Source organism: Pseudomonas sp. B14(2017), from assembly GCF_002113255.1.
GTDB lineage: Bacteria > Pseudomonadota > Gammaproteobacteria > Pseudomonadales > Pseudomonadaceae > Aquipseudomonas > Aquipseudomonas putida_Z.
Genome location: NZ_NEJY01000006.1, coordinates 153,516 through 176,331 on the forward strand (window position 1 = coordinate 153,516; position 22,816 = coordinate 176,331).

Annotated in this window: 24 protein-coding genes; 13 read left to right on the plus strand and 11 right to left on the minus strand. The window is 64.5% G+C overall.

What is annotated here, in order from left to right; translation table 11 throughout:
* Window positions 1-22 precede the first annotated feature (22 nt).
* The 4 genes from scpB to CAG34_RS08055 form a co-directional block, all read right to left on the minus strand.
* A complete protein-coding gene (scpB, locus tag CAG34_RS08040; RefSeq protein ID WP_025340134.1) occupies window positions 23-793 on the minus strand; it encodes an SMC-Scp complex subunit ScpB in 771 nt (256 codons plus the stop codon).
* The gene (locus CAG34_RS08045) at window positions 780-1,505 is read right to left on the minus strand and encodes a ScpA family protein (RefSeq protein ID WP_162276787.1); all 726 of its coding nucleotides are present in this window, start codon (window positions 1,503-1,505) and stop codon (window positions 780-782) included. Before CAG34_RS08045 ends, scpB begins: the two co-directional genes overlap by 14 nt.
* A 125-nt stretch (window positions 1,506-1,630) precedes the next feature.
* On the minus strand, window positions 1,631-2,260 hold the full coding sequence (locus tag CAG34_RS08050; protein WP_038408376.1) for an L-threonylcarbamoyladenylate synthase: 630 nt from the start codon (window positions 2,258-2,260) through the stop codon (window positions 1,631-1,633).
* A 13-nt stretch (window positions 2,261-2,273) separates the two neighbouring features.
* Window positions 2,274-3,134, minus strand: coding sequence for a PHP domain-containing protein (locus CAG34_RS08055; RefSeq protein WP_023661025.1), 861 nt, complete (start codon window positions 3,132-3,134; stop codon window positions 2,274-2,276).
* A 67-nt stretch (window positions 3,135-3,201) separates the two neighbouring features.
* Between CAG34_RS08055 and CAG34_RS08060 the strand changes: the two genes are divergently transcribed.
* From CAG34_RS08060 to CAG34_RS08080, 5 genes are all read left to right on the plus strand, one after another.
* The gene (locus CAG34_RS08060; RefSeq protein WP_003259096.1) at window positions 3,202-3,795 is read left to right on the plus strand and encodes a septation protein A; all 594 of its coding nucleotides are present in this window, start codon (window positions 3,202-3,204) and stop codon (window positions 3,793-3,795) included.
* Between the two features lies 1 nt (window position 3,796).
* Window positions 3,797-4,096, plus strand: a complete 300-nt coding sequence (locus CAG34_RS08065; protein WP_015271283.1) for a YciI family protein — start codon at window positions 3,797-3,799, stop codon at window positions 4,094-4,096.
* Window positions 4,097-4,301: 205 nt separating this feature from the next.
* Window positions 4,302-4,979 (plus strand): response regulator transcription factor, encoded by a 678-nt coding sequence (locus CAG34_RS08070; protein ID WP_085589106.1) that lies wholly within the window; start codon window positions 4,302-4,304, stop codon window positions 4,977-4,979.
* Window positions 4,980-5,080: 101 nt separating this feature from the next.
* A complete protein-coding gene (locus CAG34_RS08075) occupies window positions 5,081-5,497 on the plus strand; it encodes a Spy/CpxP family protein refolding chaperone (protein ID WP_025340137.1) in 417 nt (138 codons plus the stop codon).
* Between the two features lie 60 nt (window positions 5,498-5,557).
* Window positions 5,558-6,898, plus strand: coding sequence for a HAMP domain-containing sensor histidine kinase (locus CAG34_RS08080; RefSeq protein WP_085589108.1), 1,341 nt, complete (start codon window positions 5,558-5,560; stop codon window positions 6,896-6,898).
* Between the two features lie 235 nt (window positions 6,899-7,133).
* Here the strand turns inward: CAG34_RS08080 and CAG34_RS08085 are convergent, their stop codons facing one another.
* Entirely contained in the window at window positions 7,134-7,691 is a 558-nt protein-coding gene (locus CAG34_RS08085) for a nitroreductase family protein (protein WP_085589110.1), read from the minus strand.
* A 102-nt stretch (window positions 7,692-7,793) separates the two neighbouring features.
* On the opposite strand from CAG34_RS08085, the gene CAG34_RS08090 reads away from it, so the two are divergent.
* Window positions 7,794-9,248 carry a TrkH family potassium uptake protein gene (locus CAG34_RS08090; protein ID WP_085589111.1) on the plus strand — a complete coding sequence of 485 codons (1,455 nt, stop codon included), beginning with the start codon at window positions 7,794-7,796 and terminating at the stop codon, window positions 9,246-9,248.
* On the opposite strand, the gene CAG34_RS08095 is transcribed toward CAG34_RS08090, so the two are convergent.
* Entirely contained in the window at window positions 9,205-10,266 is a 1,062-nt protein-coding gene (locus CAG34_RS08095) for an AraC family transcriptional regulator (RefSeq protein WP_085589113.1), read from the minus strand. The genes CAG34_RS08090 and CAG34_RS08095 overlap by 44 nt on opposite strands.
* 152 nt (window positions 10,267-10,418) lie before the next feature.
* Here CAG34_RS08095 and CAG34_RS08100 point away from each other — a divergent pair, with 152 nt between their 5' ends.
* The gene (locus CAG34_RS08100; protein ID WP_025340141.1) at window positions 10,419-10,730 is read left to right on the plus strand and encodes a DUF962 domain-containing protein; all 312 of its coding nucleotides are present in this window, start codon (window positions 10,419-10,421) and stop codon (window positions 10,728-10,730) included.
* 82 nt (window positions 10,731-10,812) lie between these two features.
* Here CAG34_RS08100 and CAG34_RS08105 read toward each other — a convergent pair whose 3' ends face one another.
* A complete protein-coding gene (locus tag CAG34_RS08105; RefSeq protein ID WP_085589115.1) occupies window positions 10,813-11,625 on the minus strand; it encodes a UDP-2,3-diacylglucosamine diphosphatase in 813 nt (270 codons plus the stop codon).
* 131 nt (window positions 11,626-11,756) lie between these two features.
* Here CAG34_RS08105 and CAG34_RS08110 point away from each other — a divergent pair, with 131 nt between their 5' ends.
* Together CAG34_RS08110 and CAG34_RS08115 are read left to right on the plus strand one after the other, a co-directional pair.
* Window positions 11,757-12,530, plus strand: a complete 774-nt coding sequence (locus CAG34_RS08110) for an AraC family transcriptional regulator (protein WP_085589117.1) — start codon at window positions 11,757-11,759, stop codon at window positions 12,528-12,530.
* 178 nt (window positions 12,531-12,708) lie between these two features.
* Window positions 12,709-13,599, plus strand: a complete 891-nt coding sequence (locus tag CAG34_RS08115) for a DMT family transporter (protein WP_025340144.1) — start codon at window positions 12,709-12,711, stop codon at window positions 13,597-13,599.
* Window position 13,600: 1 nt separating this feature from the next.
* Here CAG34_RS08115 and CAG34_RS08120 read toward each other — a convergent pair whose 3' ends face one another.
* Entirely contained in the window at window positions 13,601-13,882 is a 282-nt protein-coding gene (locus CAG34_RS08120) for a SelT/SelW/SelH family protein (protein WP_025340145.1), read from the minus strand.
* A 67-nt stretch (window positions 13,883-13,949) separates the two neighbouring features.
* On the opposite strand from CAG34_RS08120, the gene CAG34_RS08125 reads away from it, so the two are divergent.
* On the plus strand, window positions 13,950-16,136 hold the full coding sequence (locus CAG34_RS08125; RefSeq protein WP_085589119.1) for a patatin-like phospholipase family protein: 2,187 nt from the start codon (window positions 13,950-13,952) through the stop codon (window positions 16,134-16,136).
* 160 nt (window positions 16,137-16,296) lie between these two features.
* Here CAG34_RS08125 and CAG34_RS08130 read toward each other — a convergent pair whose 3' ends face one another.
* Together CAG34_RS08130 and recQ are read right to left on the minus strand one after the other, a co-directional pair.
* The gene (locus CAG34_RS08130) at window positions 16,297-16,734 is read right to left on the minus strand and encodes a MarR family transcriptional regulator (RefSeq protein ID WP_013973685.1); all 438 of its coding nucleotides are present in this window, start codon (window positions 16,732-16,734) and stop codon (window positions 16,297-16,299) included.
* 150 nt (window positions 16,735-16,884) lie between these two features.
* A complete protein-coding gene (recQ, locus tag CAG34_RS08135) occupies window positions 16,885-19,032 on the minus strand; it encodes a DNA helicase RecQ (RefSeq protein WP_085589121.1) in 2,148 nt (715 codons plus the stop codon).
* Window positions 19,033-19,278: 246 nt separating this feature from the next.
* On the opposite strand from recQ, the gene CAG34_RS08145 reads away from it, so the two are divergent.
* The 3 genes from CAG34_RS08145 (at window position 19,279) to CAG34_RS08155 (ending at window position 21,910) form a co-directional block, all read left to right on the plus strand.
* Complete coding sequence (locus CAG34_RS08145) at window positions 19,279-19,866, plus strand: YecA family protein (RefSeq protein ID WP_025340148.1); 588 nt, start codon at window positions 19,279-19,281, stop codon at window positions 19,864-19,866.
* The gene (locus CAG34_RS08150; RefSeq protein ID WP_178080871.1) at window positions 19,820-20,239 is read left to right on the plus strand and encodes a YbaN family protein; all 420 of its coding nucleotides are present in this window, start codon (window positions 19,820-19,822) and stop codon (window positions 20,237-20,239) included. Before CAG34_RS08145 ends, CAG34_RS08150 begins: the two co-directional genes overlap by 47 nt.
* A gap of 312 nt (window positions 20,240-20,551) precedes the next feature.
* A complete protein-coding gene (locus CAG34_RS08155; RefSeq protein ID WP_085589125.1) occupies window positions 20,552-21,910 on the plus strand; it encodes a TolC family outer membrane protein in 1,359 nt (452 codons plus the stop codon).
* Between the two features lie 170 nt (window positions 21,911-22,080).
* Here CAG34_RS08155 and CAG34_RS08160 read toward each other — a convergent pair whose 3' ends face one another.
* Entirely contained in the window at window positions 22,081-22,680 is a 600-nt protein-coding gene (locus CAG34_RS08160) for a tRNA-uridine aminocarboxypropyltransferase (RefSeq protein WP_085589126.1), read from the minus strand.
* Window positions 22,681-22,816 lie beyond the last annotated feature (136 nt).

Below are 22,816 nucleotides of genomic sequence, written 5' to 3' on the forward strand. Positions count from 1 at the left end.
GCCGGCACAGTCAACAAAGGAATCAGGGCAGTGACTTGCCCTCTTCTTCCACCGAGGCCTCAGCCTCTTCCTCGCGCAAATCATCGAAATCGGTCTTCAGCCCCTCTTCCATGGCATCCAGCTCCACCAGCAGGCTACGGAAGCTGGTCTCCTCCTTCGGCTCGGCAACCTCTTCCTCTTCCCCAAGGCTGGCATCCGCCAATGCCTGCAGGTGCGCCGGCACTGGCGCATCATCCGGGTCGAGCAGCGGCTCGGGTTCCATCTCCCGCAGCTCGGCCAAGGCTGGCAGCTCGTCCAGGCTCTTGAGGTTGAAATGGTCGAGAAACGCCTTGGTGGTGGCGAACATCGCCGGCCGCCCGGGCACTTCGCGGTAGCCGACCACGCGGATCCATTCGCGCTCCATCAGGGTCTTGATGATGTTGCTGTTCACCGCCACGCCGCGCACATCCTCGATTTCGCCACGGGTGATGGGCTGGCGGTAGGCGATCAGGGCCAGGGTTTCCAGCAGCGCGCGCGAGTAGCGCTGCGGGCGCTCTTCCCACAGGCGCCCGACCCACGGCGCAAAGTCCTCGCGAATCTGCAGGCGGTAACCGCTGGCCACCTCCTTGAGCTCGAAGGCACGGCCATTGCACGACTTGCCCAGCAGCTCCAGAGCCTGCCTGAAGACCTTGGGCTCCGGTCGCTCGGCTTCCTCGAACAGTTCGTACAGGCGCTCCAGGGATTGCGGCTTGCCCGAAGCCAGCAGGAAGGCTTCGATCAGCGACGCCAGGTCGCGGGGTTCATTCAGGTTCATCAGGTTCTTCAACAAGCGCGGGGCGAAGCCGCACGTGGATGGCGGCGAAGGGTTCATTCTGCACCAGTTCGATCAGCGATTCCTTCACCAGCTCGAGAATCGCCATGAACGTCACCACCACACCCAGCTTGCCCTCCTCGGCGGCGAACAGCTCGACGAACGGCACGAAACCGCCGCCCTTCAGGCGTTCCAGCACCTGGCTCATGCGTTCGCGGGTGGACAAGGTCTCGCGGGTGATCTGATGGCTTTCGAACAGGTCGTTGCGGCGCATCACCTCGGCCATCGACACCAGCAGCTCCTCCAGGCTGACCTGGGGCAACAGCTTGCGCACCTTGGCCTGCGGCGCCTCCAGCCGCGGCACCACCACCTCGCGGCCAACCCGTGGCAATTCATCGATACCTTCGGCGGCGGCCTTGAACCGCTCGTACTCCTGCAGCCGGCGGATCAGTTCGGCGCGCGGGTCGCCCTCCTCCTCCTCGACGTCGGCCGAGCGCGGCAGCAACATGCGCGACTTGATCTCGGCGAGCATGGCAGCCATCACCAGGTATTCGGCGGCCAGCTCCAGGCGCACGCTCTTCATCAGCTCCACGTAGCCCATGTACTGGCGGGTGATTTCCGCCACCGGGATGTCGAGGATGTCGATGTTCTGCTTGCGGATCAGGTACAGCAACAGGTCCAGCGGGCCTTCGAAGGCTTCGAGGATGACTTCCAGGGCGTCCGGCGGGATGTACAGGTCCAGCGGCAGCTCGGTCAGGGCTTCGCCATAGACCAGGGCCAATTGCAGTTGGCGAGGCACCTCGGCCTGTTCGGCCGGCGCCTCGGGCGCTTCCACCTGGCTCACGCGTTGACCAGGAACGGCGTGGGGTCGCCGCAGCCTTCACGGACCAGTTCCGGCTCATCACCGGACAGGTCGATGATGGTCGATGCCTTGAGGTCACCGAAACCGCCGTCGATCACCAGGTCGACATGGTGCTCCAGGCGCTCACGGATCTCGTAAGGGTCGGTCATTGGCTCGGTATCGCCCGGCAGGATCAGGCTCACACTCATCAACGGCTCGCCCAGTTCAGCCAGCAAGGCCAGGGTGATGGCATGGGCCGGCACCCGTAGCCCGATGGTGCGGCGTTTATCGTGCAACAGCAGGCGCGGCACTTCGCGCGTGCCGTTGAGGATGAACGTGTAAGGCCCCGGCACATGTGCCTTGAGCAGGCGGAAGGTGCCGGTATCGACCTTGGCGTACAACCCCAGCTGCGACATGTCGCAGCACATCAGGGTGAAGTTATGGGTCTTGTCCAGCCCGCGCAGGCGCCGCACCCGTTCGATGGCCGCCTTGTCACCCATCTGGCAACCCAGCGCGTAGGCCGAATCCGTCGGGTACACCACCACACCGCCCTTGCGGATAATCTCGACGGCCTGCTTGATCAGGCGCTGCTGCGGGTTCTCCGGATGAATCTGGAAAAATTGGCTCACGTAGTCGTCCTGTTCATACCGCCAAAGGCTGTTCATGGCTGAATCGGCGCCACAGAGGTGGCAGGTCCTCGGGCAAAGGCCGGTAGGCACCGATCTCGCCCCAGGTGCCGGGGCCGTGGAAGTCACTGCCAGCGCTTGCCAGCAGGCCGAACTCACGGGTGAGGATGGACATGGTGCCCACCTGCTCGGCAGGCATCATCCCGTTGACCACTTCAAGCGCCTGCCCGCCTGCCTGAATATAGTCGGCAATCAGCCTTCTGCGCTTGCTGCGGGTCAGATCGTAGTGCATGGGATGCGCCAGGCTCACCCAAGCGTTGGACTGGCGCAGGGTGGCGACGGTTTCATCGAGGGTAGGCCAGTGCTGCTTGACGTCCCCCAGCTTGCCGGCGCCCAGCCATTTGCGAAACGCCTCGCCGCGGTCCTTGACGTGCCCGGCACGCACCAGGTACTCGGCAAAATGCGGGCGCGCCGGGGCGTTGCCGCTATCGCCCAGTTCGTGCTGCACGGCGCGGGCGCCGTCGAGGGTACCGGGCATGCCCTTGGCCGCCAGCCGTTTGTCGATTTCTTCGGCGCGCAGCCAGCGGCCGCGGTGCAGCGCTTCGATCGCCGCCAGCAGGGGCGGCGCGTCGAGCGGGAAGTCATAGCCCAGCACATGGATGGTCGCGCCACCCCAGGTGCACGACAGCTCCACCCCGCTGACCCAGTGCATGCCCTTGTCGCGGCACGCCTGGCGCGCCTCGGGCAGGCCTTCGATGGTGTCATGGTCGGTCAGTGCCAGCGTTTGCACCCCATGCTCATGGGCCCGGGCGACCAGTATCGAAGGCGACAGGGCGCCGTCGGAGGCCGTGCTGTGACAGTGCAGATCAACATTCATGGAGGAGCGCTTTCGCTGGAATCGATGTTTGTTATTATGCCGTCACATCCTGATTCTGGCTGCCATTGTGAAACAATTCATCGATTTCATCCCGCTGCTGCTGTTCTTCATCGTCTACAAGCTCGACCCGCGCCCCATGGAAGTCGCCGGCCACAGCTTCGAATTCGGCGGCATCTACAGCGCCACGGCCATGCTGATCATCAGCTCGCTGGTGGTCTACGGCGCGCTGTTCCTGCGCCAGCGCAAGCTGGAAAAGGGCCAGTGGCTGACCCTGGTGGCCTGCCTGGTGTTCGGCGGCCTGACCCTGACCTTCCACAGCGAAACCTTCCTCAAATGGAAGGCGCCAGTGGTGAACTGGCTGTTCGCCCTGGGCTTCGCCGGCAGCCATTTCATCGGCGACCGGGTGCTGATCAAGCGCATCATGGGCCACGCCCTGAGCCTGCCCGATGCCATCTGGACCCGCCTGAACCTGGCCTGGATCGGCTTCTTCCTGTTCTGCGGCGCGGCCAACCTGTTCGTCGCCTTCACCTTCCAGGACTTCTGGGTCGACTTCAAGGTGTTCGGCAGCCTGGGCATGACCGTGATGTTCCTGGTAGCGCAGGGCGTGTACCTGTCGCGCCACCTGCACGACGACCCTTCTACCTCCAAACCCAAGGATTGACATGCTCTACGCCATCATCGCCAGCGACGTCGCAAACTCCCTGGAAAAGCGTCTGGCCGCCCGCCCGGCGCACATCGAACGCCTGCAGCAGCTGAAGGCCGAGGGCCGCGTGGTACTGGCCGGCCCGCACCCGGCCATCGACAGCAACGACCCGGGCGAAGCGGGTTTCAGCGGTAGCCTGATCGTTGCCGAGTTCGACTCCCTGGCCGCGGCGCAGGCCTGGGCCGATGCCGACCCTTACATTGCCGCGGGCGTGTACGACAAGGTGGTGGTCAAGCCGTTCAAGCAAGTGCTGCCTTGATCTGAGACCGCGTGGGCTTCTTCGCGGGCTTGCCCGCTCCCACAGGGACACCACAGGTCCTGAGGTTTGTGGGTTACCTGTGGGAGCGGGCAAGCCCGCGAAGAAGCCCACGCGGTACCGGCAGTTATACTGTTGCCATCAGTCTGCGGTATCTTTGCCACTGGCGGGCCGAATAGCCGCCGTCAATGGTTGAATTGAGTGAGTCATGAGCGAGCTGTTACTGATAGATGATGACCAGGAGCTGTGCGAGCTGCTCGGCAGCTGGCTGACCCAGGAAGGGTTTACCGTGCGCGCCTGCCACGATGGCCAGAGCGCACGCCAGGCCCTGGCCACGCATGCCCCGGCGGCCGTGGTGCTGGACGTGATGCTGCCCGACGGCAGTGGCCTGGAACTGCTCAAGCAGTTGCGCAGCGAGCATGCCGAAATGCCGGTGCTGATGCTCTCGGCCCGCGGCGAGCCGCTGGACCGCATCCTCGGCCTGGAACTGGGCGCCGACGACTATCTGGCCAAACCCTGCGACCCGCGTGAACTCACCGCTCGCCTGCGTGCCGTGCTGCGCCGCAGCCACCCCACCGCCACCACCAGCCAGGTGGAACTGGGCGACCTGGTCTACAGCCCTGCCCGTGGCGTGGCCAGCATCGATGGCCGCGAAATGACTCTGACCCTGTCCGAAAGCCGCATTCTCGAAGCCCTGCTGCGCCAACCCGGCGAGCCGCTGGACAAGCAGGAACTGGCGCAGATCGGCCTGGGCCGCAAGCTGACCCTGTACGACCGCAGCCTGGACATGCACGTCAGCAACCTGCGCAAGAAGATCGGCCCCCACGCCGATGGCCGGCCGCGCATTGTCGCCCTGCGCAGCCGTGGCTATTACTACTGCCTCTGAACATCTTTACCGAGCCTTTACCATCCACTGACCGCGCTTGACGGTGATCTCCCTAGACTGTGCTCATCCGGTAACCACCGGCCCATGAAAGGAGAGACACCATGCGCAAGACCCTTATCGCCCTGATGTTCGCCGCCGCCCTGCCGACCGTGGCCATGGCCATGCCTGAAGGCGGCCCGCGCCACGACGGCCCACATCATCGCGGTGATGCGCCTTTCCACCAGCTGGACCTGAGCCGTGACCAGCGCCAGCAGATCGGCAAACTGATGGGCGAGCAGATGAAACAGCGCCGCGACATCACCGAGCGCTACCTGTCCAAACTGCCGGCCGCCGACCAGAAGGCGATGAAGGACGAACTGCAGGCCAACCGCGACAAGACCGACAGCGCGGTCCGTGCCCTGCTCAAGCCTGAGCAGCAGAAGAAGTTCGACGAACTGCAGAAGGAACGCGCCGCACAGAAAGCCGAGTGGCAGGAGTTCCAGGCCTGGAAAGCTGAAAAAGGCAACAAGGCCCAGTAAGCTGTCCTCCCGATGCCCGGCCCGCCTCAGTGCGAGCCGGGCTTTTCTTGTTTGCAGGAGGTGCACTTGCGTTCACTGTTCTGGCGCATCCTGGCCAGTTTCTGGCTGGCCATCACCCTGGTTGCGGGCCTGTCGATCCTGCTGGGCCATATGCTCAACCAGGACGCCTGGATCCTCAGCCGCCACCCGGGCCTGAATACCCTGGCCAGCAAGTGGGCCAAGCATTACGAACAGGAAGGCCTGGCTTCGGCACAGCACTTCCTGGAACGGCGCAAGGACCGCTACAAGATCGACGTGCAGGTGCTCGACGACAGTGGCGAAGCCGTGGTGCCCGGCACCTTCCCGCGCCGTGCGGCGGCCTTCGAGGCACGCCAGCACAATGACCAGCGGCGCCTGCCGTGGCGCCGGTTGACCGAGGAATACACCAGCCCCGATACCGGCGAGACGTACCTGTTGATCTACCGCATCCCTCACCCGGCGCTGGATGCCTGGCACCGCGAAAGCCTGTTATGGCCGCTCAGTGCGCTGGGCATTGCCCTGGTGGTGCTGACCCTGTTCAGCCTGCTGGTGACCCTGTCCATCACCCGCCCGCTCAGCCGCCTGCGCAGCGCCGTGCATGACCTGGGCCAGACCACCTACCAGCAGAACAGCCTGGCGCAGCTGGCGGCGCGGCGTGACGAGTTCGGCGTGCTGGCCAAGGACTTCAACAAGATGGGCGCGCGCCTGCAAAGCACCATCGGCAGCCAGCGCCAGTTGCTGCGCGATGTGTCCCATGAACTGCGCTCACCGCTGGCCAGGCTGCGTATCGCCCTGGCCTTGGCCGAGCGCGCCGAGCCGGAGCAGCGTGAGGCGCTGTGGCCACGCCTGACCCGCGAATGCGACCGCCTGGAAGACCTGATCAGCGAAATTCTCGCCCTGGCGCGTGTCGATGCCGAACAGGCCCATGCCGAGCCGGTCGACCTCAACGCCCTGCTCGGCAGCGTGCGCAAGGACGCCCAGCTCAGCGCACCAGAGCAGGACGTGCGCCTGGAGGCACAACCGGGGTTGACCTTGCAGGGTTGGCCAACGCTGATCGAGCGTGCCGTGGACAACCTGCTGCGCAACGCCCTGCGCTTCAACCCGCAGGGCCAGCCGATCGAAGTCAGCGCCGTGCGCGAGCAGGACCGTATCGTGATCAGCGTGCGAGACCATGGGCCGGGGGCGGCGGCGGAACACCTGGCGCAGCTGGGGGAACCGTTCTTCCGTGCGCCGGGGCAGGATGCGCCGGGGCATGGGCTGGGGCTGGCGATTGCACGCAAGGCGGCAGAGCGGCATGGTGGCAGCCTGGCGCTGGAGAACCATCCACAGGGGGGCTTTGTGGCGCGGCTGGAGTTGCCTGTGACTGAAGCGACAGGCAGTTGATTTGATGTAAATGCTCCCGGCCTCTTCGCGGGTAAACCCGCTCCCACAGGTACCTGTGCAAGGCGTGAAATTTTCGCACCTCCTGTGGGAGCGGCGGGCGGTTGATGTGCTGTAAAGGCACCCGCCCTCTACCACAGGTACTGTGCAAGGCCTGAAATTTGCGCAACACCTGTGGGAGCGGGTTTACCCGCGAAAGGGCCGGATGCCTTGATACGGCAATCAGCCCAAGGCTGCGTTACTCGCCCCAGGCACTGACGAAATCAGCAGTTTTCAGAATCGGCGCGGTGCGCGGCTCGGTCAGCGGCGTACCCACATACAGATACCCGATCAGCTCCTCGTTCGCGGCCAGCCCCAGGCCCTTGTGCACATGGGCATCGAAAGCCATGTCCCCGGTGCGCCACACCGCACCGATACCTTGCGCATGCGCCGCAATCAGGATGCCGTGCGCCGCACAGCCTGCCGCCAGCCGCTGCTCGGACTTGGGCACCTTGAAGTGGTCCTGCAGCCTGGCAACCACCACGATCAGCAACGGCGCCCGCAGGGGCATGGCACGGGCCTTGTCCAGGGCAGCCTGGCTGGCATCCCCCTTGTGCTGCAGCGCTTCGGCGAACAGCTCACCCAGCTTCTCGCGGCCCTGGCCTTCGATGGTGAGAAAGCGCCACGGCCGCAGCTGGCCGTGGTCCGGGGCGCGCAGGGCGGCCTGGAACAGCGCCTCGCGCTGGGCGGCATTGGGCGCCGGGTCGGTCAGGCGTGGCACGGAAACACGGTTGAGCAATGCGTCGAGAGCCTCCATCGGCTACCCTCCTGGCAGGTAAATGTGCCGCCATTCTAGCGTTTACATCACCAGACCCATAGGTAGAATGGCGCCCTTCCGTTTCGAGTCAGAGCAGATCACATGGCGTTGCCGACCTTAAGGATCATTGGTTTCATCATCGGCATCTTCCTGATTACCCTCGCCGTCAGCATGGCCGTGCCCATGGCGACCCTGGTGATCTTCGAACGCACCCGTGACATGCCGTCGTTCCTCTGGTCGAGCCTGATCACCTTCATCGCCGGCCTGGCCCTGGTGCTCCAGGGCCGCCCCGAACATGTGCACCTGCGCCCGCGCGACATGTACCTGCTGACCGTCAGCAGCTGGCTGGTGGTGTGCGTGTTCGCCGCCCTGCCGTTCCTGCTGACCCAGCACATCAGCTACACCGACGCCTTCTTCGAAAGCATGTCGGGCATCACCGCCACCGGCGCCACGGTGCTCAGCGGGCTGGACAACATGTCACCGGGCATCCTGATGTGGCGCTCGATGCTGCACTGGCTCGGCGGCATCGGCTTCATCGGCATGGCGGTAGCGATCCTGCCGCTGCTGCGCATCGGTGGCATGCGCCTGTTCCAGACCGAATCGTCCGACCGCTCGGAGAAGGTCATGCCGCGCTCGCACATGGTCGCCAAGTCGATCGTGGGGGTATACGTCGGCTTCTCGATCCTGGGCGCGCTGGGCTTCTGGTGGGCCGGCATGAGCCCGTTCGATGCGATCAACCACGCCATGTCGGCGATTTCCACTGGCGGGTTTTCCACCTCCGACCAGTCGCTGGCCAAGTGGGATATCCCGGCCGTGCACTGGGTCGCGGTGGTGGTGATGATCCTCGGCAGCCTGCCCTTCACCCTTTACGTGGCGACCCTGCGCGGCAACCGCAAGGCACTGATCCGCGACCAGCAGGTGCAGGGTTTGCTGGGCATGCTGGTGGCCACCTGGCTGGTGCTTGGCACCTGGTACTGGGCCACCACCAACCTGCACTGGCTCGACGCCCTGCGCCACGTGGCGTTGAACGTGACTTCGGTGGTCACCACCACCGGCTTTGCCCTGGGTGACTACAGCCTGTGGGGCAACTTCTCGCTGATGCTGTTCTTCTACCTGGGCTTCGTCGGCGGCTGCTCCGGCTCGACGGCAGGTGGCATCAAGATCTTCCGCTTCCAGGTCGCCTACATCCTGCTCAAGGCCAGCCTCAACCAGCTGATCCACCCACGCGCGGTGATCAAGCAGAAGTACAACGGCCACCGCCTCGACGAAGAAATCGTGCGTTCGATCCTGACTTTCTCGTTCTTCTTCGCCATCACCATCTGCGTCATGGCGCTGCTGCTTTCGTTGCTTGGCGTGGACTGGATGACCGCCCTGACCGGCGCTGCCGGCACGGTCTCGGGTGTGGGCCCGGGCCTGGGTGAAGTGATCGGCCCGTCGGGCAACTACGCCACGCTGCCGGACGCTGCCAAGTGGATTCTCGCCAGCGGCATGCTGCTCGGCCGATTGGAAATCATCACCGTGCTAGTGTTGTGCATGCCGGCGTTCTGGCGTCACTGACCACCTCAGGCTCGGCACCCAGGCGGGCGCGGTACTCACTGGGCGTGGCATGGAACCAGCGGCGGAACGCCCGGTAGAAGTTGCTGGGGTCGGCAAAACCCAGCAGGTAGGCGGTTTCCAGCAGGGTCATGCCTGGCTGCGCCAGGTACTGTTCGGCCAGTTCGCGGCGGGTATCGTCGAGCAAGGTCTGGAAGCTGGTGCCTTCTTCCTGCAGCCGCCGCTGCAAGGTGCGCTGCGACAGGTGCAGGGCCTGGGCCAGGGTTTCGCGCTTGGGCTCGCCCTGCGGCAGGATGCGGCACAGTACCTGGCGCACGCGGTGGGTGACCCGGCTTTCCGAGAAACGCGCCAGGTATTCGCCGGCAAAGCGGTCATGCAGGATGGCCATGGCCTCGTTGGCGGTGGGCAGCGGCGCCTCCATGTCGGCGCGTTCGAACACCAGCGCATCGTGCGGCGCCCCGAACACCAGCGGCGAATGGAACGCCACCTTGTACGGTTCGATATTCTTTGGCTGCGGCCCCTGCACCAGCACCCGGCGCGGTTGCACCGGCCGACCGCTGAGCCAGCTGCACAGCGCAAGCGCGCAGGCCAGCGATGCCTCGGCACTGTGCCGGGTCGGTGGCAGATGGTCGCCGTGTACGGTCAGGATCAGCGAATAACCCTCGGGGCCGAGGACGAAGCTGAGGTCGGAGCTTTCGGCGATGATGCGCTGGTAACGCACCAGGCGCTCGAAGCCTTCGGCCAGGGTGCGGCTGGACATCAACGCATAGCCCACCACATGGAACGACGCCGGGCGCACCACCCGCGCCATGTTCAGGCCTATGGCCTCGTTGCCCGACAGTTCCACTGCCAGTTGCCACAGCCGGGTCATGGAGTCCTGGGGGAAGCGCGCGTCGGGGTCGTCGAGGGCAGAGAAATCCAGCCCCAGCTGCTTGAACATGGCCCGGCAGTCCAGCCCTTCCAGCTCGAGTGCCTTCACGATCCCTGATGCCCAGCTGGCTGACGTGGTTCTTTCGCTCATGACAGGCATTTATGCTGACCGCTCCTGCGGTGAACCCCAAGGATATTCAATTGGCGCCTATTGTCACTGATAGGCCTCGCCAGTCACTCTAGACTCGATTCAGGCTCCACGCCGTGCATCTTGTCCAGAAGTATTAATCCCGGAGCACTGTCATGAACCGCACAGCGCAGTTTCGCAGTTTTGCCGAGTTCTACCCTTACTACCTGGGGGAGCACAGCAACCCCACCTGCCGCCGCCTGCACTTTGTCGGCACCAGCCTGGTGATAGCCCTGCTGGCCTATATCATCGGCAGTGGCAAATGGTTGTTGCTGCTGGCCTTGCCCGTGTTCGGCTACGGCTTTGCCTGGGTCGGGCATTTCTTTTTCGAAAAGAACCGGCCTGCGACCTTTACCCATCCGCTGTATAGCCTGATCGGGGATTTCGTGATGTTCAGGGATATCCTGCTGGGCAAGATCAGCCTGTAGATTTTTGGGGCCGCTTTGCGGCCTGTGGGAGCGGCCTTGTGTCGCGAAAGGGCTGCAAGGCAGCCCCCTTGGCCCTCAACCCCTACGCCGGTTCGCGCACCGCCGCCGCTGCCTGCGCTTCACGCGCCTGCGCCTCCGCCAGCCGATAAAGCTCGATCGTGCCATCCCAATGCTCGATCAGCGCCGTGCACGACTCCACCCAATCCCCGCAATTGAGGTACTCCACCTCCCCCACCTGGCGAATCTCGGCATGGTGGATATGCCCACACACCACACCATGAAAACCGCGGCGGGTGCACTCGTGGGCAATGGCATCCTCGAAGTCGCTGATGAAGTTCACCGCGCCTTTGACCTTGTGCTTCAGGTACGCCGACAGTGACCAATAGCCGTATCCATAGCGGGCACGCCAGTGGTTGAGCCAGCGGTTGAGCACCAGGGTGAACTCGTAGGCACGGTCGCCAAGAAACGCCAGCCAGCGGTGGTAACGGGTAATCACGTCGAACTGGTCGCCATGGATCACCAGCAGGCGGCGGCCATCGGCGGTCAGGTGCTCCGCCTCGTCCACCAGCTGGATATTGCCGAGCATCAGCTTGGAGTAACGGCGCAGGAATTCGTCATGGTTGCCGGTGACGTAGATCACCTCGGTGCCGCGCTTGCTCATGGTCAGCAGGCGGCGGATCACGTTGGTATGGGCTTGAGGCCAGTAGATCCCGCCGCGCAGCTTCCAGCCATCGATGATATCGCCCACCAGGTAGATGCGGTCGGCCTGGTAGCCCTTGAGGAACTGCGACAGGTGTTCGGCCTGGCAGTCGCGGGTGCCCAGATGCACATCGGAAATCCACAGGGTACGCACGCGTTGCTTGCGCGAGGGACGGGACAGTTCGGCATGGGTCATGGGCAGGCTCCGGCGCAGTTTGCTGGAGACTGGCAGGCGCGGATGACAGCGCAGTGGCAAAACCGTTACGAGTGATGGACTGCAGGGAATGAGGCACAATGCGGTTCTGCCCTGCGAGGACGACTCTCCCCATGACCGCCGGCCCGATCCTCTCGCTGCGCCATTACCGCGACAGCCTGATCGCCCACAGCCACGAACACCCGCAACTGGTGTTCGGCCTGCGCGGTCGCCTGGAGTTCGAGGTCCAGGGGCATGGCGCCGGGATAGATCGACAGGGGCTGATCGTGGTACCGGCGGGCGCCCATCACACCTGCGCCAGCGATGGCGGCAGCGATTGCCTGGTGCTGGATGTACCAGGGGACCAATGGTTGCGCGAGCAACTGGGCGAACATGCCGATGCCAGCCGCCGCCTGCTCGACCGCCCCGCCGCCCTGGGCCTGGACGAGCGCCAGCAGCAATTGGTGGACTGGCTGGCGACCAGCCCCATGCACGACCCGCTGATTGCCCGGCAAGGGGCAGCGCTGCTGCTGGCCAGCCTCAACCCCACGGCGGCAGCCAGCGTCGCAGCCAGCCAGCGCCTGCCCTATGCCGCCTTCGATGCGCATATCGAGCGGCATGCCGCCTACCCGCTGCAAGTGGCTGACCTGGCGCGCATCGCCGGGTTGTCCAGTGCCCGCCTGCATGCGCGCTTTACCGCGGAATGCGGGATGACGCCGATGGACTACATTCGCCAGCGGCGCTTGCTCAAGGCGCGGCGGCTGGTGATGCAGACCTTGCTACCGATGGGGGAGATTGCGGCGCAGGTGGGGTACAGCTCGCAGAGTGCGTTTTCGGCGGCGATGTTGCGGGCGTTCGGGTGTACGCCGTTGGCTTTGCGGCGAGAGTCTGGCGACAACTCACACTAGCCTTGCGACAGAATGCATTCTTCTGAGCCTATACACTGAGCCTGTACCGGCCCTTTCGCGGGCGCGCCCGCTCCCACAGGTGTTGCACCGTTTTCAACACCTGTGCAGTACCTGTGGGAGCGGGCATGCCCGCGAAGAGGCCGGCACAGCCAGTAGAGATCTTGAGCAAGGACCACCCATGAACCACCGCACCGCCCTCGGCGCCCTGCACATCGGCGCGCTGTTCTTCGGCCTCACCGGCGTCTTCGGCAAACTGGCCGCCAGCGCCAGCCCGGCGATCATCGTCTTCGGACGCGCCGCCTTCGCCGTGCTCGCCCTGGCCCTGTTCGCCAGCCTGGCCGGGCCGGGCTGGCAACGCCTGAGCGGCCAGGACGCCCGCCGCCTGCTGCTCGGCGGCGTGCTGCTGGCCGGGCACTGGGTCAGTTTCTTCATCGCGGTAAAGGTCGCCGGCGTGGCCATCGCCACCCTCGGCTTCGCCAGCTTCCCGGCCTTTACCGTGATCCTCGAAGGCCTGCTGTTCCGCGAACGCATCCGCCGCAACGAGGCTTTGCTGGTGTTGCTGGTCAGCATCGGCCTGGTATTGGTCACGCCAGCATTCGACCTGGCCAGTGAAGCCACCGGCGGCCTGCTCTGGTCATTGCTGTCGGGGCTGCTGTTCTCCCTGCTGTCACTCACCAACCGCGCCGGCTCGGGCCGCCTGCCTGCAGTGCAGGCGGCGCTGTGGCAGAACCTGGTGGTGGGCTTGTGCCTGCTGCCGTTCGCGGCACCGGACCTGGCCGGCGTAGCCACCATGGACTGGCTGTGGATCGCCCTGCTCGGCATCTTCTGCACCGGCGTGGCGCACAGCCTGTTCGTCGCCAGCCTGTCGGTGATCAAGGCGCGCACCGCCGCCGTGGTGTTCGGCATGGAACCGGTCTACGGCATTGCCGTGGCCTGGGTGGTGTTCGCCGAAACCCCGACCCTGCGCATGCTGCTGGGCGGCGCGCTGATCATCTTCGCCATCGTGCTGTCCAGCCGCCTGGCCGCTGAGCAACCGCCCAGGCAGCGGCCGCTGGCCGAGGGCGCCTGATTCAGCGGTCGTTGTGGCCCAGGTCGCGCTGCGGGTCGATCTGGTCGCGCACCCGCTGCTTCAGCACCTTGGCTTCGGGGAAGCCACCGTCGGCCTTGCGCTCCCAGATCTGCACGCCATTGCAGGTGATGCGGAAAATACCGCCGGTGCCAGGCTCCAGGGCCACCCGGCCAAGGTCGTCGGTGAAGGTGCTGAGCAGTTCCTGGGCCAGCCAGGCGGCACGCAGCAGCCATTGGCACTGCGTGCAATACGTGATGACGATTTCCGGTTTGCTGTCGGCCATGGTGAGGCATCTCCAGGTGAGGGGCCGCTTATACTAGCGGTCTTTAGCCCACGGTTTGAGACTCACGATGCGCCGTTTGCTGTTCTGTTTCCTGCTCACCCTCACCTCCCTCACGGTATTCGCCGCCGAACCGGCCAGGCCCAAGGTTGGCCTGGTGCTGTCGGGGGGCGCGGCCCGTGGCCTGGCCCACATTGGTGTGCTCAAGGCCCTGGAGGAACAGGGCGTGCGCATCGACGCCATCGCCGGCACCAGCATGGGCGCGGTGGTCGGCGGCCTGTATGCCTCGGGCTACAGTGTCGAAGAGCTGGAAAAGCTTGCCACCACCCTCGACTGGCAACAGGCGCTGTCCGATGCCCCGCCGCGCAAGGATGTGCCGTTCCGGCGCAAGCAGGATGACCGCGACTTCCTGGTCAAGCAGAAGCTCAGCTTTCGCGACGACGGCAGCCTGGGCCTGCCGCTGGGGGTGATCCAGGGCCAGAACCTGGCGCTGCTGCTGGAAAGCAAGCTGGCGCACACCGCCGACACCCGTGACTTCGACAAGCTGCCCATTCCCTTCCGCGCAGTGGCCACCGACATCGCCAGTGGCGAAAAGGTAGTGTTCCGCCGTGGCCACCTGCCCCAGGTGATCCGCGCCAGCATGTCGATCCCGGCGGTATTCGCCCCGGTCGAACTGGACGGCCGGCTGCTGGTGGACGGCGGCATGGTCGACAACATCCCGGTGGACGTCGCCCGCGAAATGGGTGTGGACCTGGCCATCGTGGTCGACATCGGCACCCCGCTGCGTGACCGCAAGCAGCTGGCCACGGTGGTCGATGTGCTCAACCAGTCGATCACCCTGATGACCCGGCGCAACTCGGAAGAACAACTGGCCAGCCTGCACCGCGACGACATCCTCATCCAGCCACCACTGACCGCCTTTGGCGTCACCGACTTTGGCCGCGCTCGGGAAATGATCGAGGCCGGCTACCGCGCCACCCGCCTGCTCGACCCGCGCCTTGCCGCCCTGCGCCAGCCCGAAGGTGACAGCAGCCTGGCCGTGGCCCGCTCGCCGCGCCAACGCACGCCGACGATCACCGCGATCAGGATCGAAAACGACTCCAAGGTCAGCGACGAGGTCATCCGCTCGTACATCCGCCAACCGATCGATGCGCCGCTGGAGTTAGGCCGCCTGCAGACCGACATGGGCACGCTGTACGGCCTGGACTACTTCGACCGGGTGCAGTACCGCGTGGTGCACAAGGGCGACGACAACACCCTGGTGATCAACGCCCGCGGCCGACGCGGTGGCACCGACTACCTGCGCCTGGGCCTGAACCTGTCGGACGACCTGCGCGGCGACAGCGCCTTCAACCTGGGCGCCAGCTACCGGGTCAACGGCATCAACAGCCTCGGCGCCGAATGGTTGACCCGTGGCCAGATCGGCGACCAGCAGGAGTTGTACAGCGAGTTCTACCAGCCGCTGGACGTGGGCTCGCGCTACTTCATCGCGCCGTACCTGGACTTCAGCTCGCAGAACATCGAAGCCACACTGGACAACGACCCGGTGGCCGAGTACCGCCTGGAGCGTTACGGCTTTGGCCTTAACGTGGGGCGGCAGATCGGCACCAACGGTGAAGTGCGCCTGGGTGTGGGCAAGGCCTGGGGCGAGGCCGAGGTACGCATCGGTGATCAGGACCTGCCCAAGGTCAGTTTCAACGAAGGTTTCTACGAGCTGAAGTACTCGTTCGACACCCTCGATAACCTGTACTTCCCGCACAGCGGCGAGGATATCGGCCTGACCTTGCGCAAGTATGACCAGTCGCTGGATTCCGACCAGGATTACCGGCAGTGGATGTTCAACCTGGACAAGGCCCTCAGCAGCGGGCCGAACACCTTCGTGCTGGGCGGGCGCTACGGGCGCACGCTGGATGATACCGAAGTGGTGACCTCGAGCTTCGTGCTGGGTGGCGCGCGGGAGCTGTCAGGCTTCCGCCAGGACTCGGTGTCGGGGCAGAACGTGAGCCTGATGCGCATGGTCTACTACCGCCGCCTGACACCACGGGCCTACGTGCCGCTGGACTTCCCGCTGTACATCGGCGGGTCGCTGGAGCGAGGGCGGGCGTGGAACAACGACAACGATTTCGACAGTGGCTACATCAATGCGGCGAGCATCTTCCTGGGGCTGGAGACGCCGTTGGGGCCGTTGAACCTGAGCTACGGGGCCAACAGTGCGCATGAGCAGGCGGTGTACCTGAACCTTGGGCATACCTTCTAGGGCTTCATCACTTTCAGGGCCGGTGAGACCCCTGTGGGAGCGGGTTCACCCGCGAAGCAGGCGACGCGGTGCATGGCACCGGCTGCGCCGGTGTTCGCGGCTAAAGCCGCTCCCACAGGGACAGCGCCAACTTGAAGGCTGCAAAGCGGCCCCTGGCCCCTCAGGATTTCTCGAGGTTGGCCAGAATCTTGGCATGCACCCGCATGCACACCTGCAGCTCCGCCTCGTCCACCCCGGTGAACAGCTCTACCCGCAGTTGATTGGCAATGGTCTCGATCTGGTCGATCAGTGGCTTGGCCGGCGGGCACAGCACAATCTTCTTCGCCCGCCGGTCTTCCAGCACCGCTTGCCGGCGTACCAGCCCCTGCGCCTCCAGGCTGTCGAGCAGGCGCGCCAGGGTCGGGCCTTCGACACCCACGCTCTGGGCCAGCTCACGCTGGGTCGGGGCCTCTTCGAAACGGGCCAGGTGCAGCAACACCAGCCAGCGCGCCTGGGACAGGTTGAGCCCGGCCAGGCGGCGGTCCAGCTCGGCACGCCAACCCCGGGACATCTGGGCCAGCTGCATGCCGAAGCGGTGTTGGTTGTCGGTTAGGGGCATAAGCAACTCATTGAACAGATCTAATTATTAGGCAGCTAACCATGGCCCGTCCCACGAGGCAAGGCTCGGGCACCCTGGAATGTTCGATAATCGTCAAAAAACATGACAAAGGTCAGCAGATGGCAGTTCTGCCTTCGATCCTGTCGTCACTTACAGCTCGAACTCGGCCGCCAGCGCAGCCCGCACGCAGTACAGCACGCCCTCTGGCACCCGCGCCCCGAACAGCGGCGCAATCGCCGATACCGGTGGCAGCTCGCCCTCGCCATCGAGGAAGGCATCCTGCACTTCCATCAACAGGTCTTCCGGCAGGTCCAGGGCCTGTTCCAGGCTCAGTTCCTGGCGGCCCAGCGCCTCGGCCAGCAGGCTGTAGACGTTCTTCTCGCTGCAGTTGAGCTGCCCGGCGATCTGCGCCGGGGTCATGCCGGCACGGGCCAGGCTGACCAGTTCGTGGCGCAGGTCAAGTACCACTTTCGGCGCTTCGTCGGTGCCACCGCTGTTGTTCAGCACCTCGAGGAAGGCCTGGCCATAACGCTCCAGCTTGCGCGCACCCACGCCGCTGACCTGGGCCATGTCGCTGAGGCTGACCGGCTGGCTGCGCAGCATCTCCAGCAGCGTCGAGTCGGGGAAGATGACGTAGGGCGGCACGCTGTGCTCCTCGGCCAGCTTGCGCCGCAGGGTACGCAGTGCTTCCCACAGCTCGCGCTCTTCGGCACGCACCAGCTGGCTGGCCGGGCTGCCGCCACTGGACGACGAAGTCCTGGCGGTGGTCTGCGGCTTGAGGTCACGGCGCAGCTGCAAGGTCACCTCGCCACGCAGCAGCGGCCGGCAGCTGTCGGACAGGCGCAGGCCGCCGTAGCCTTCCAGGTCGATGTCGACCAGGCCACGCGCCACCAGCTGACGGAACAGCGAACGCCACTCGACTTCGGCCAGCCCCTTGCCGACGCCAAACACCGAGAGCTTCTCGTGGCCGAAATTGCGCACCTTCTCGGTGTCCTTGCCCAGCAGCACATCGACCAGGTGACCGACGCCATAGCGCTGGCCGGTGCGGAACACCGCCGACAGCGCCTGGCGGGCCGGCTCGGTGGCGTCCCAGGTCTGCACCTGGTCGACACAGTTGTCACAGTGCCCGCACGGTTGCTCGAGGGTTTCGTCGAAATAGGCCAGCAGCGACTGGCGGCGGCAGCGGGTTTCTTCGCACAGGGCCAGCATGGCGTCGAGCTTGTGCTGCTCGATGCGCTTGTGGCGCTCGTCACCTTCGGAGTTCTGCAGCATCTGCTTGAGCATCACCATGTCCTGCAGCCCGTAGGCCATCCAGGCATCGGACGGCAGCCCGTCACGGCCGGCACGGCCGGTCTCCTGGTAGTACGCCTCGAGCGACTTGGGCAGGTCAAGGTGGGCGACAAAGCGCACGTTGGGCTTGTCGATACCCATGCCGAAGGCGATGGTGGCGACCATGATCAGCCCTTCCTCGTTGAGGAAGCGGTGCTGGTTGGCCGCACGCGTCTCGGCAGCCAGGCCGGCGTGATACGGCAGCGCGGGGAAGCCCTGGTCACAGAGGAATGCGGCGGTTTCGTCGACTTTCTTGCGCGACAGGCAATAGACGATACCGGCGTTGCCGCGGCGCTCGCCGAGGAACGCCATCAGCTGCTTGCGCGGCGCCTCCTTGGGCACGATGCGGTAGAAGATGTTGGGCCGGTCGAAACTCGACAGGAAGCGCTCTGCGCCTTGCAGGTGCAGGCGCTGGACGATCTCCTCGCGGGTGCGCATGTCGGCGGTGGCGGTCAGCGCGATGCGCGGCACATGCGGGAACAGCTCGGCCAGCTGGCCCAGTTGCAGGTATTCGGGGCGGAAATCGTGGCCCCATTGCGACACGCAGTGGGCCTCGTCGATGGCGAACAGCGAGATGTCCAGGTCGCGCAGGAAGTCGAGCATGCGCGGCTGCACCAGGCGCTCGGGCGCCAGGTACAGCATCTTCACTTCGCCACGGCGCAGGCGCCCGGCCAGGTCACGCTGCTGCTCCGGGGTCAGCGTGGAGTTCAGCGCAGCGGCCGGCACACCCAGTTCATCGAGCGTGGCGACCTGGTCGTCCATCAGCGCGATCAGAGGCGAGACCACCACCGTCAGGCCCGGGCGCAGCAGCCCCGGCACCTGGAAACACAACGACTTGCCGCCGCCGGTGGGCATCAGCACCAGGGCATCGCCGCCATTGGCCACGCAGTCGATGATCGCTGCCTGGCGCCCGCGGAAACTGTCGTAGCCGAAGACGTCCTTGAGAACGCGCTGAGCCTGTTCGAGCATGTGCAACTCCACAAATCGCCGTACCATCCCGGATACAGGCTGGACGAAAAACCCGCCCCGCACACGCCAAATGCGTAAGCGGTTTTTGCCAGGTAGCCGGCAAACCCTGCCCCTGGATGAAAAATCGCGGAGTATACCGCAGCACCGCCCCGCGCAGGGCACCACGGCGATAGACGTTCCCTTTACCCCGCCGCCGTCGCAAGGTGCTAGAATTCGTTATCGTTTATTCCCCAAGGTAGCCCTGTAATGTCCTTCGCCGAGCAACTGACCCGCCTGCAAGCCTTCCTCGACGCCGACGAGCTGCACGAGGAAGCGCTGGACTATGTCGCCGCCCACGGCTACCTCACCGCCCTCTCGATCAATGCCGAGGAAGTGCCCGAGCGCGAGTGGATCGACGCCCTGTTCGCTGAAGAGCCGCACTACGCCAGCGATGCCCAGCGCACCGAGATCGAGGCCACCCTGGTGGCACTGAAAGCGCACATCGCCCGCCAGCTGGCCAGCGACGACGAGTTCGAGCTGCCATGCGACCTCGACCTGACCGACGAGCCGGACGATTCCGACCTGCGCGGCTGGTGCATCGGCTTCATGGAAGGCGTATTCCTGCGTGAAGAGGCCTGGTTCGAGAACGCCGAGGAAGAAGTCAGCGAGATGCTGCTGCCGATCATGGTCGGCTCGGGCCTGTTCGACGAGCAGCCGGAGTTCGCCGACATCGCCAGCAACGCCAACCTGCAGGACGACATGATCGTACAGATCCCCGAAGCGCTGACGGCGCTGTTCCTGCTGCTGCATGCCCCAGACGAAAAACCGGCGCTGCTCAAGCCACGCCACCACTAAGTCGCCTGTGCGCTACCTGCTGCTGGCCACTGGCTGGCTCAGCGTCGCGTTGGGGGTGTTGGGGATATTCCTGCCGGTAATGCCCACCACCCCGTTCCTGCTATTGGCGGCCGCCTGCTTTGCCCGCAGCTCGCCGCGCTTTCACCACTGGCTGGTCCATCACCCCAAGCTCGGGCCATGGATCCGTGACTACCTCAGTGGTGAGGGCATCCCCCTCAAGGGCAAGGTCTACGCCATCGGCCTGATGTGGGCCAGCATCGGCCTGTCGTGCTATCTGGTGCCTCTGTTCTGGGCGCGCGCCTTCATGTTGACCAGCGCCGTACTGGTAAGCCTGTACATCCTCAGCCAGAAAACTTTGCACAAGCCAAAGTGACAATATTCTGTCGCCAAATATCAATTTCGCCTAACGACTATTCTCCTTATCCGAAATGATTCTGGAACTCTGCTAAACCCCCGTATTAATTGGCTTTCATGGACTTTTCCGCTGCCATTCCCCTGGGTCCTCCTGCGGGCCTGTTAGACATTTTATATATTATATGGCAATTTGATATGAAGAAATCTTCTTATCTATCGCGTTGAATGTACTTAGCTGTGTTATTAAAAACCTGCAACACTATATGCAATAACTTTATCGTCATTTTTTTGGCGAGCAGCAGGATAAATTCCAGGATCAGGGAGATGTACCATGCGCGTTTTGAACCCCATCACCAGTGCATTACTGTTGGCCCTGGCGAGTGCCAACGTACAGGCGATGTCGATCACCGAGGCTGTCCAGAGCGCCGTGGACTACCACCCGCAGGTCAGCTCCAACCGCAACAGCAAGCTGTCGGCCGATGAAGATGTGAAGTTCGCGCGTGGTGGCTACTACCCTTCCGTGGATCTGGTCGCCGGCTATGGCCGCCAGCGTTCGGACAACACCACGACGCGTGCCGAGGGCAACCACAACAAGGAAACCCTCAACTACACCCAGTCCGAACTGCGCCTGCGGCAAATGATCTTCGACGGCTTCAACACCTCGAATGAAGTGGGCCGCACCGAAGCAGTCTCCACCTCCCGCGCCTACTACACCCAGGCCATTGCCCAGGATGTCGCCCTGCGTGCAGTCGAGGTGTACCTGGAAGTGCTCAAGCGCCGTGAACTGGTGACCCTGGCCAGGAACAACCTGCAAGCCCACCTGCGAGTCAACGACCAGATCGGCCTGCGCAACGAGCGCGGCGTCGGCAGCACCGCCGACCTTGACCAGTCCCGCGCACGTCGCGCCCTGGCGGAAAACAACCTGGACACCGCCGAAGTCGACCTGGCCGATGCCGAGGCCAACTTCTTCAGCGTCGTCGGCCGCATGCCGGACGAGCTGGAAAGCCCGCAAACCATCAAGGGTGAGGTGCCTGGCACCCTCGACGAAGCCCGCGACGGCATGCGCCAGAACAACCCGTACATCAAGTCTGCCCAGGCTGACGTGAATGCTGCGGAGCAGCAATACGAAGTAGCCAAGTCGACCTTCTACCCTCGCTTCGACGCCATTCTGGCCACCGGTGCCAACAACAACACCGGCGGCGAGAAAGGCCACAACAACAACGACTGGCAAGCTGGCGTGGAGATGAACTACAACCTGTTCCGCGGTGGCAGCGACAAGGCTCGCCTGCAGTCCGACGCGCACAAGATCAACCAGGCCCTGGACATCCGCAACAACGCCCTGCGTGAGCTGACCGAAAATCTGAGCCTGGCGTGGAACGCCATGAACAACGCCAGCAAGCAGCTGCCGACTGCGCGTGAATACGCCGAGACCACCAAGCGCGTGCGTGCTGCCTACCAGGACCAGTTCGGCCTGGGCCAACGTACCCTGCTCGACGTGCTCGACAGTGAAAACGAGCTGTACAACGCCGACCGCCGATACACCGAGGTGCGTTATACCGAGGAGTTCTCGCGCTACCGCGTGCTGGCGACCATGGGCGAGCTGTTGACCAAGCAGCGTATTTCGCTGCCGCCGGAAGCGCTGGCTACCACTGAAGTACGCACCGAGGCGCGTTTGCCTGATATGCGTTGATCGGGTTCGAGATAGCCGGGGCCGCTTTGCGGCCCATCGCCGGCAAGCCAGCTCCCACAGGTACAGCACAAGATTCACCCTTTGTGTTCCAGCTGTAGAAACACAAACTAGAGCCCTGCCGCTGCACCTGTGGGAGCTGGCTTGCCGGCGATAGGGCCCTCACTGCCACCTCACCCCGCACCATGGTTACGCTGGAACGTCTCCAAACCCATGGCCCTGATCTGCCCCTCGATCAACGCCTCGAACGGTGCCAGCAGCGCATCGAAACAGGCAGGCTGCTCCAACGCGTTCAGCGCTCCCACCACCGCCTCGATAGTCGATAACGCCCCCGCCTCCGGCGCCTTGCGCAAGCGGTAGCGTGAAGGCGCGACAGCCCCCAGCGTCACCCGCGGCAACGCCTCCAGCAACGGGTTCAGGTACAACAGCTTGCGCGCCTTGCGCCAGGTGCCGTCGGGCACGATCAACAGCAAGGGTTGGTCGTCCGTCTCGCCATAGGCCAGCAATTCCTGGGCGTCGTCACCCGGGAACAGCAGGGCTGGCCGGTAGCCGGGGGTCGCCAGCAATTCGTTCAGGTCATCGAATACCTCGCCTACCCGCAACTCGGCATTGTTCAGGCCAAGGGCGGCCAGGCGTGCGGTATTCAGGGCATGGGCGGTTTCACTGGGGTGCTGCAGCAGGATGACGCGGGTGCGGCTGTCGAGTGCGGGGATCAGTGGGCAGAGGCAATGGTCGAGCGGGCGCTGGCACCGCTCGCAGCGGGGTCTGGGCATGGGGTTCTCCTTGGCGGGAACAGTTTGCCACAGAACCGGGGCCCGCTTTGCGGGCCATTCGCTGGCAAGCCAGCTCCCACAGGTATTGCACAAGGCCCAGGCCTGTGGTGATCCTGTGGGAGCTGGCTTGCCGGCG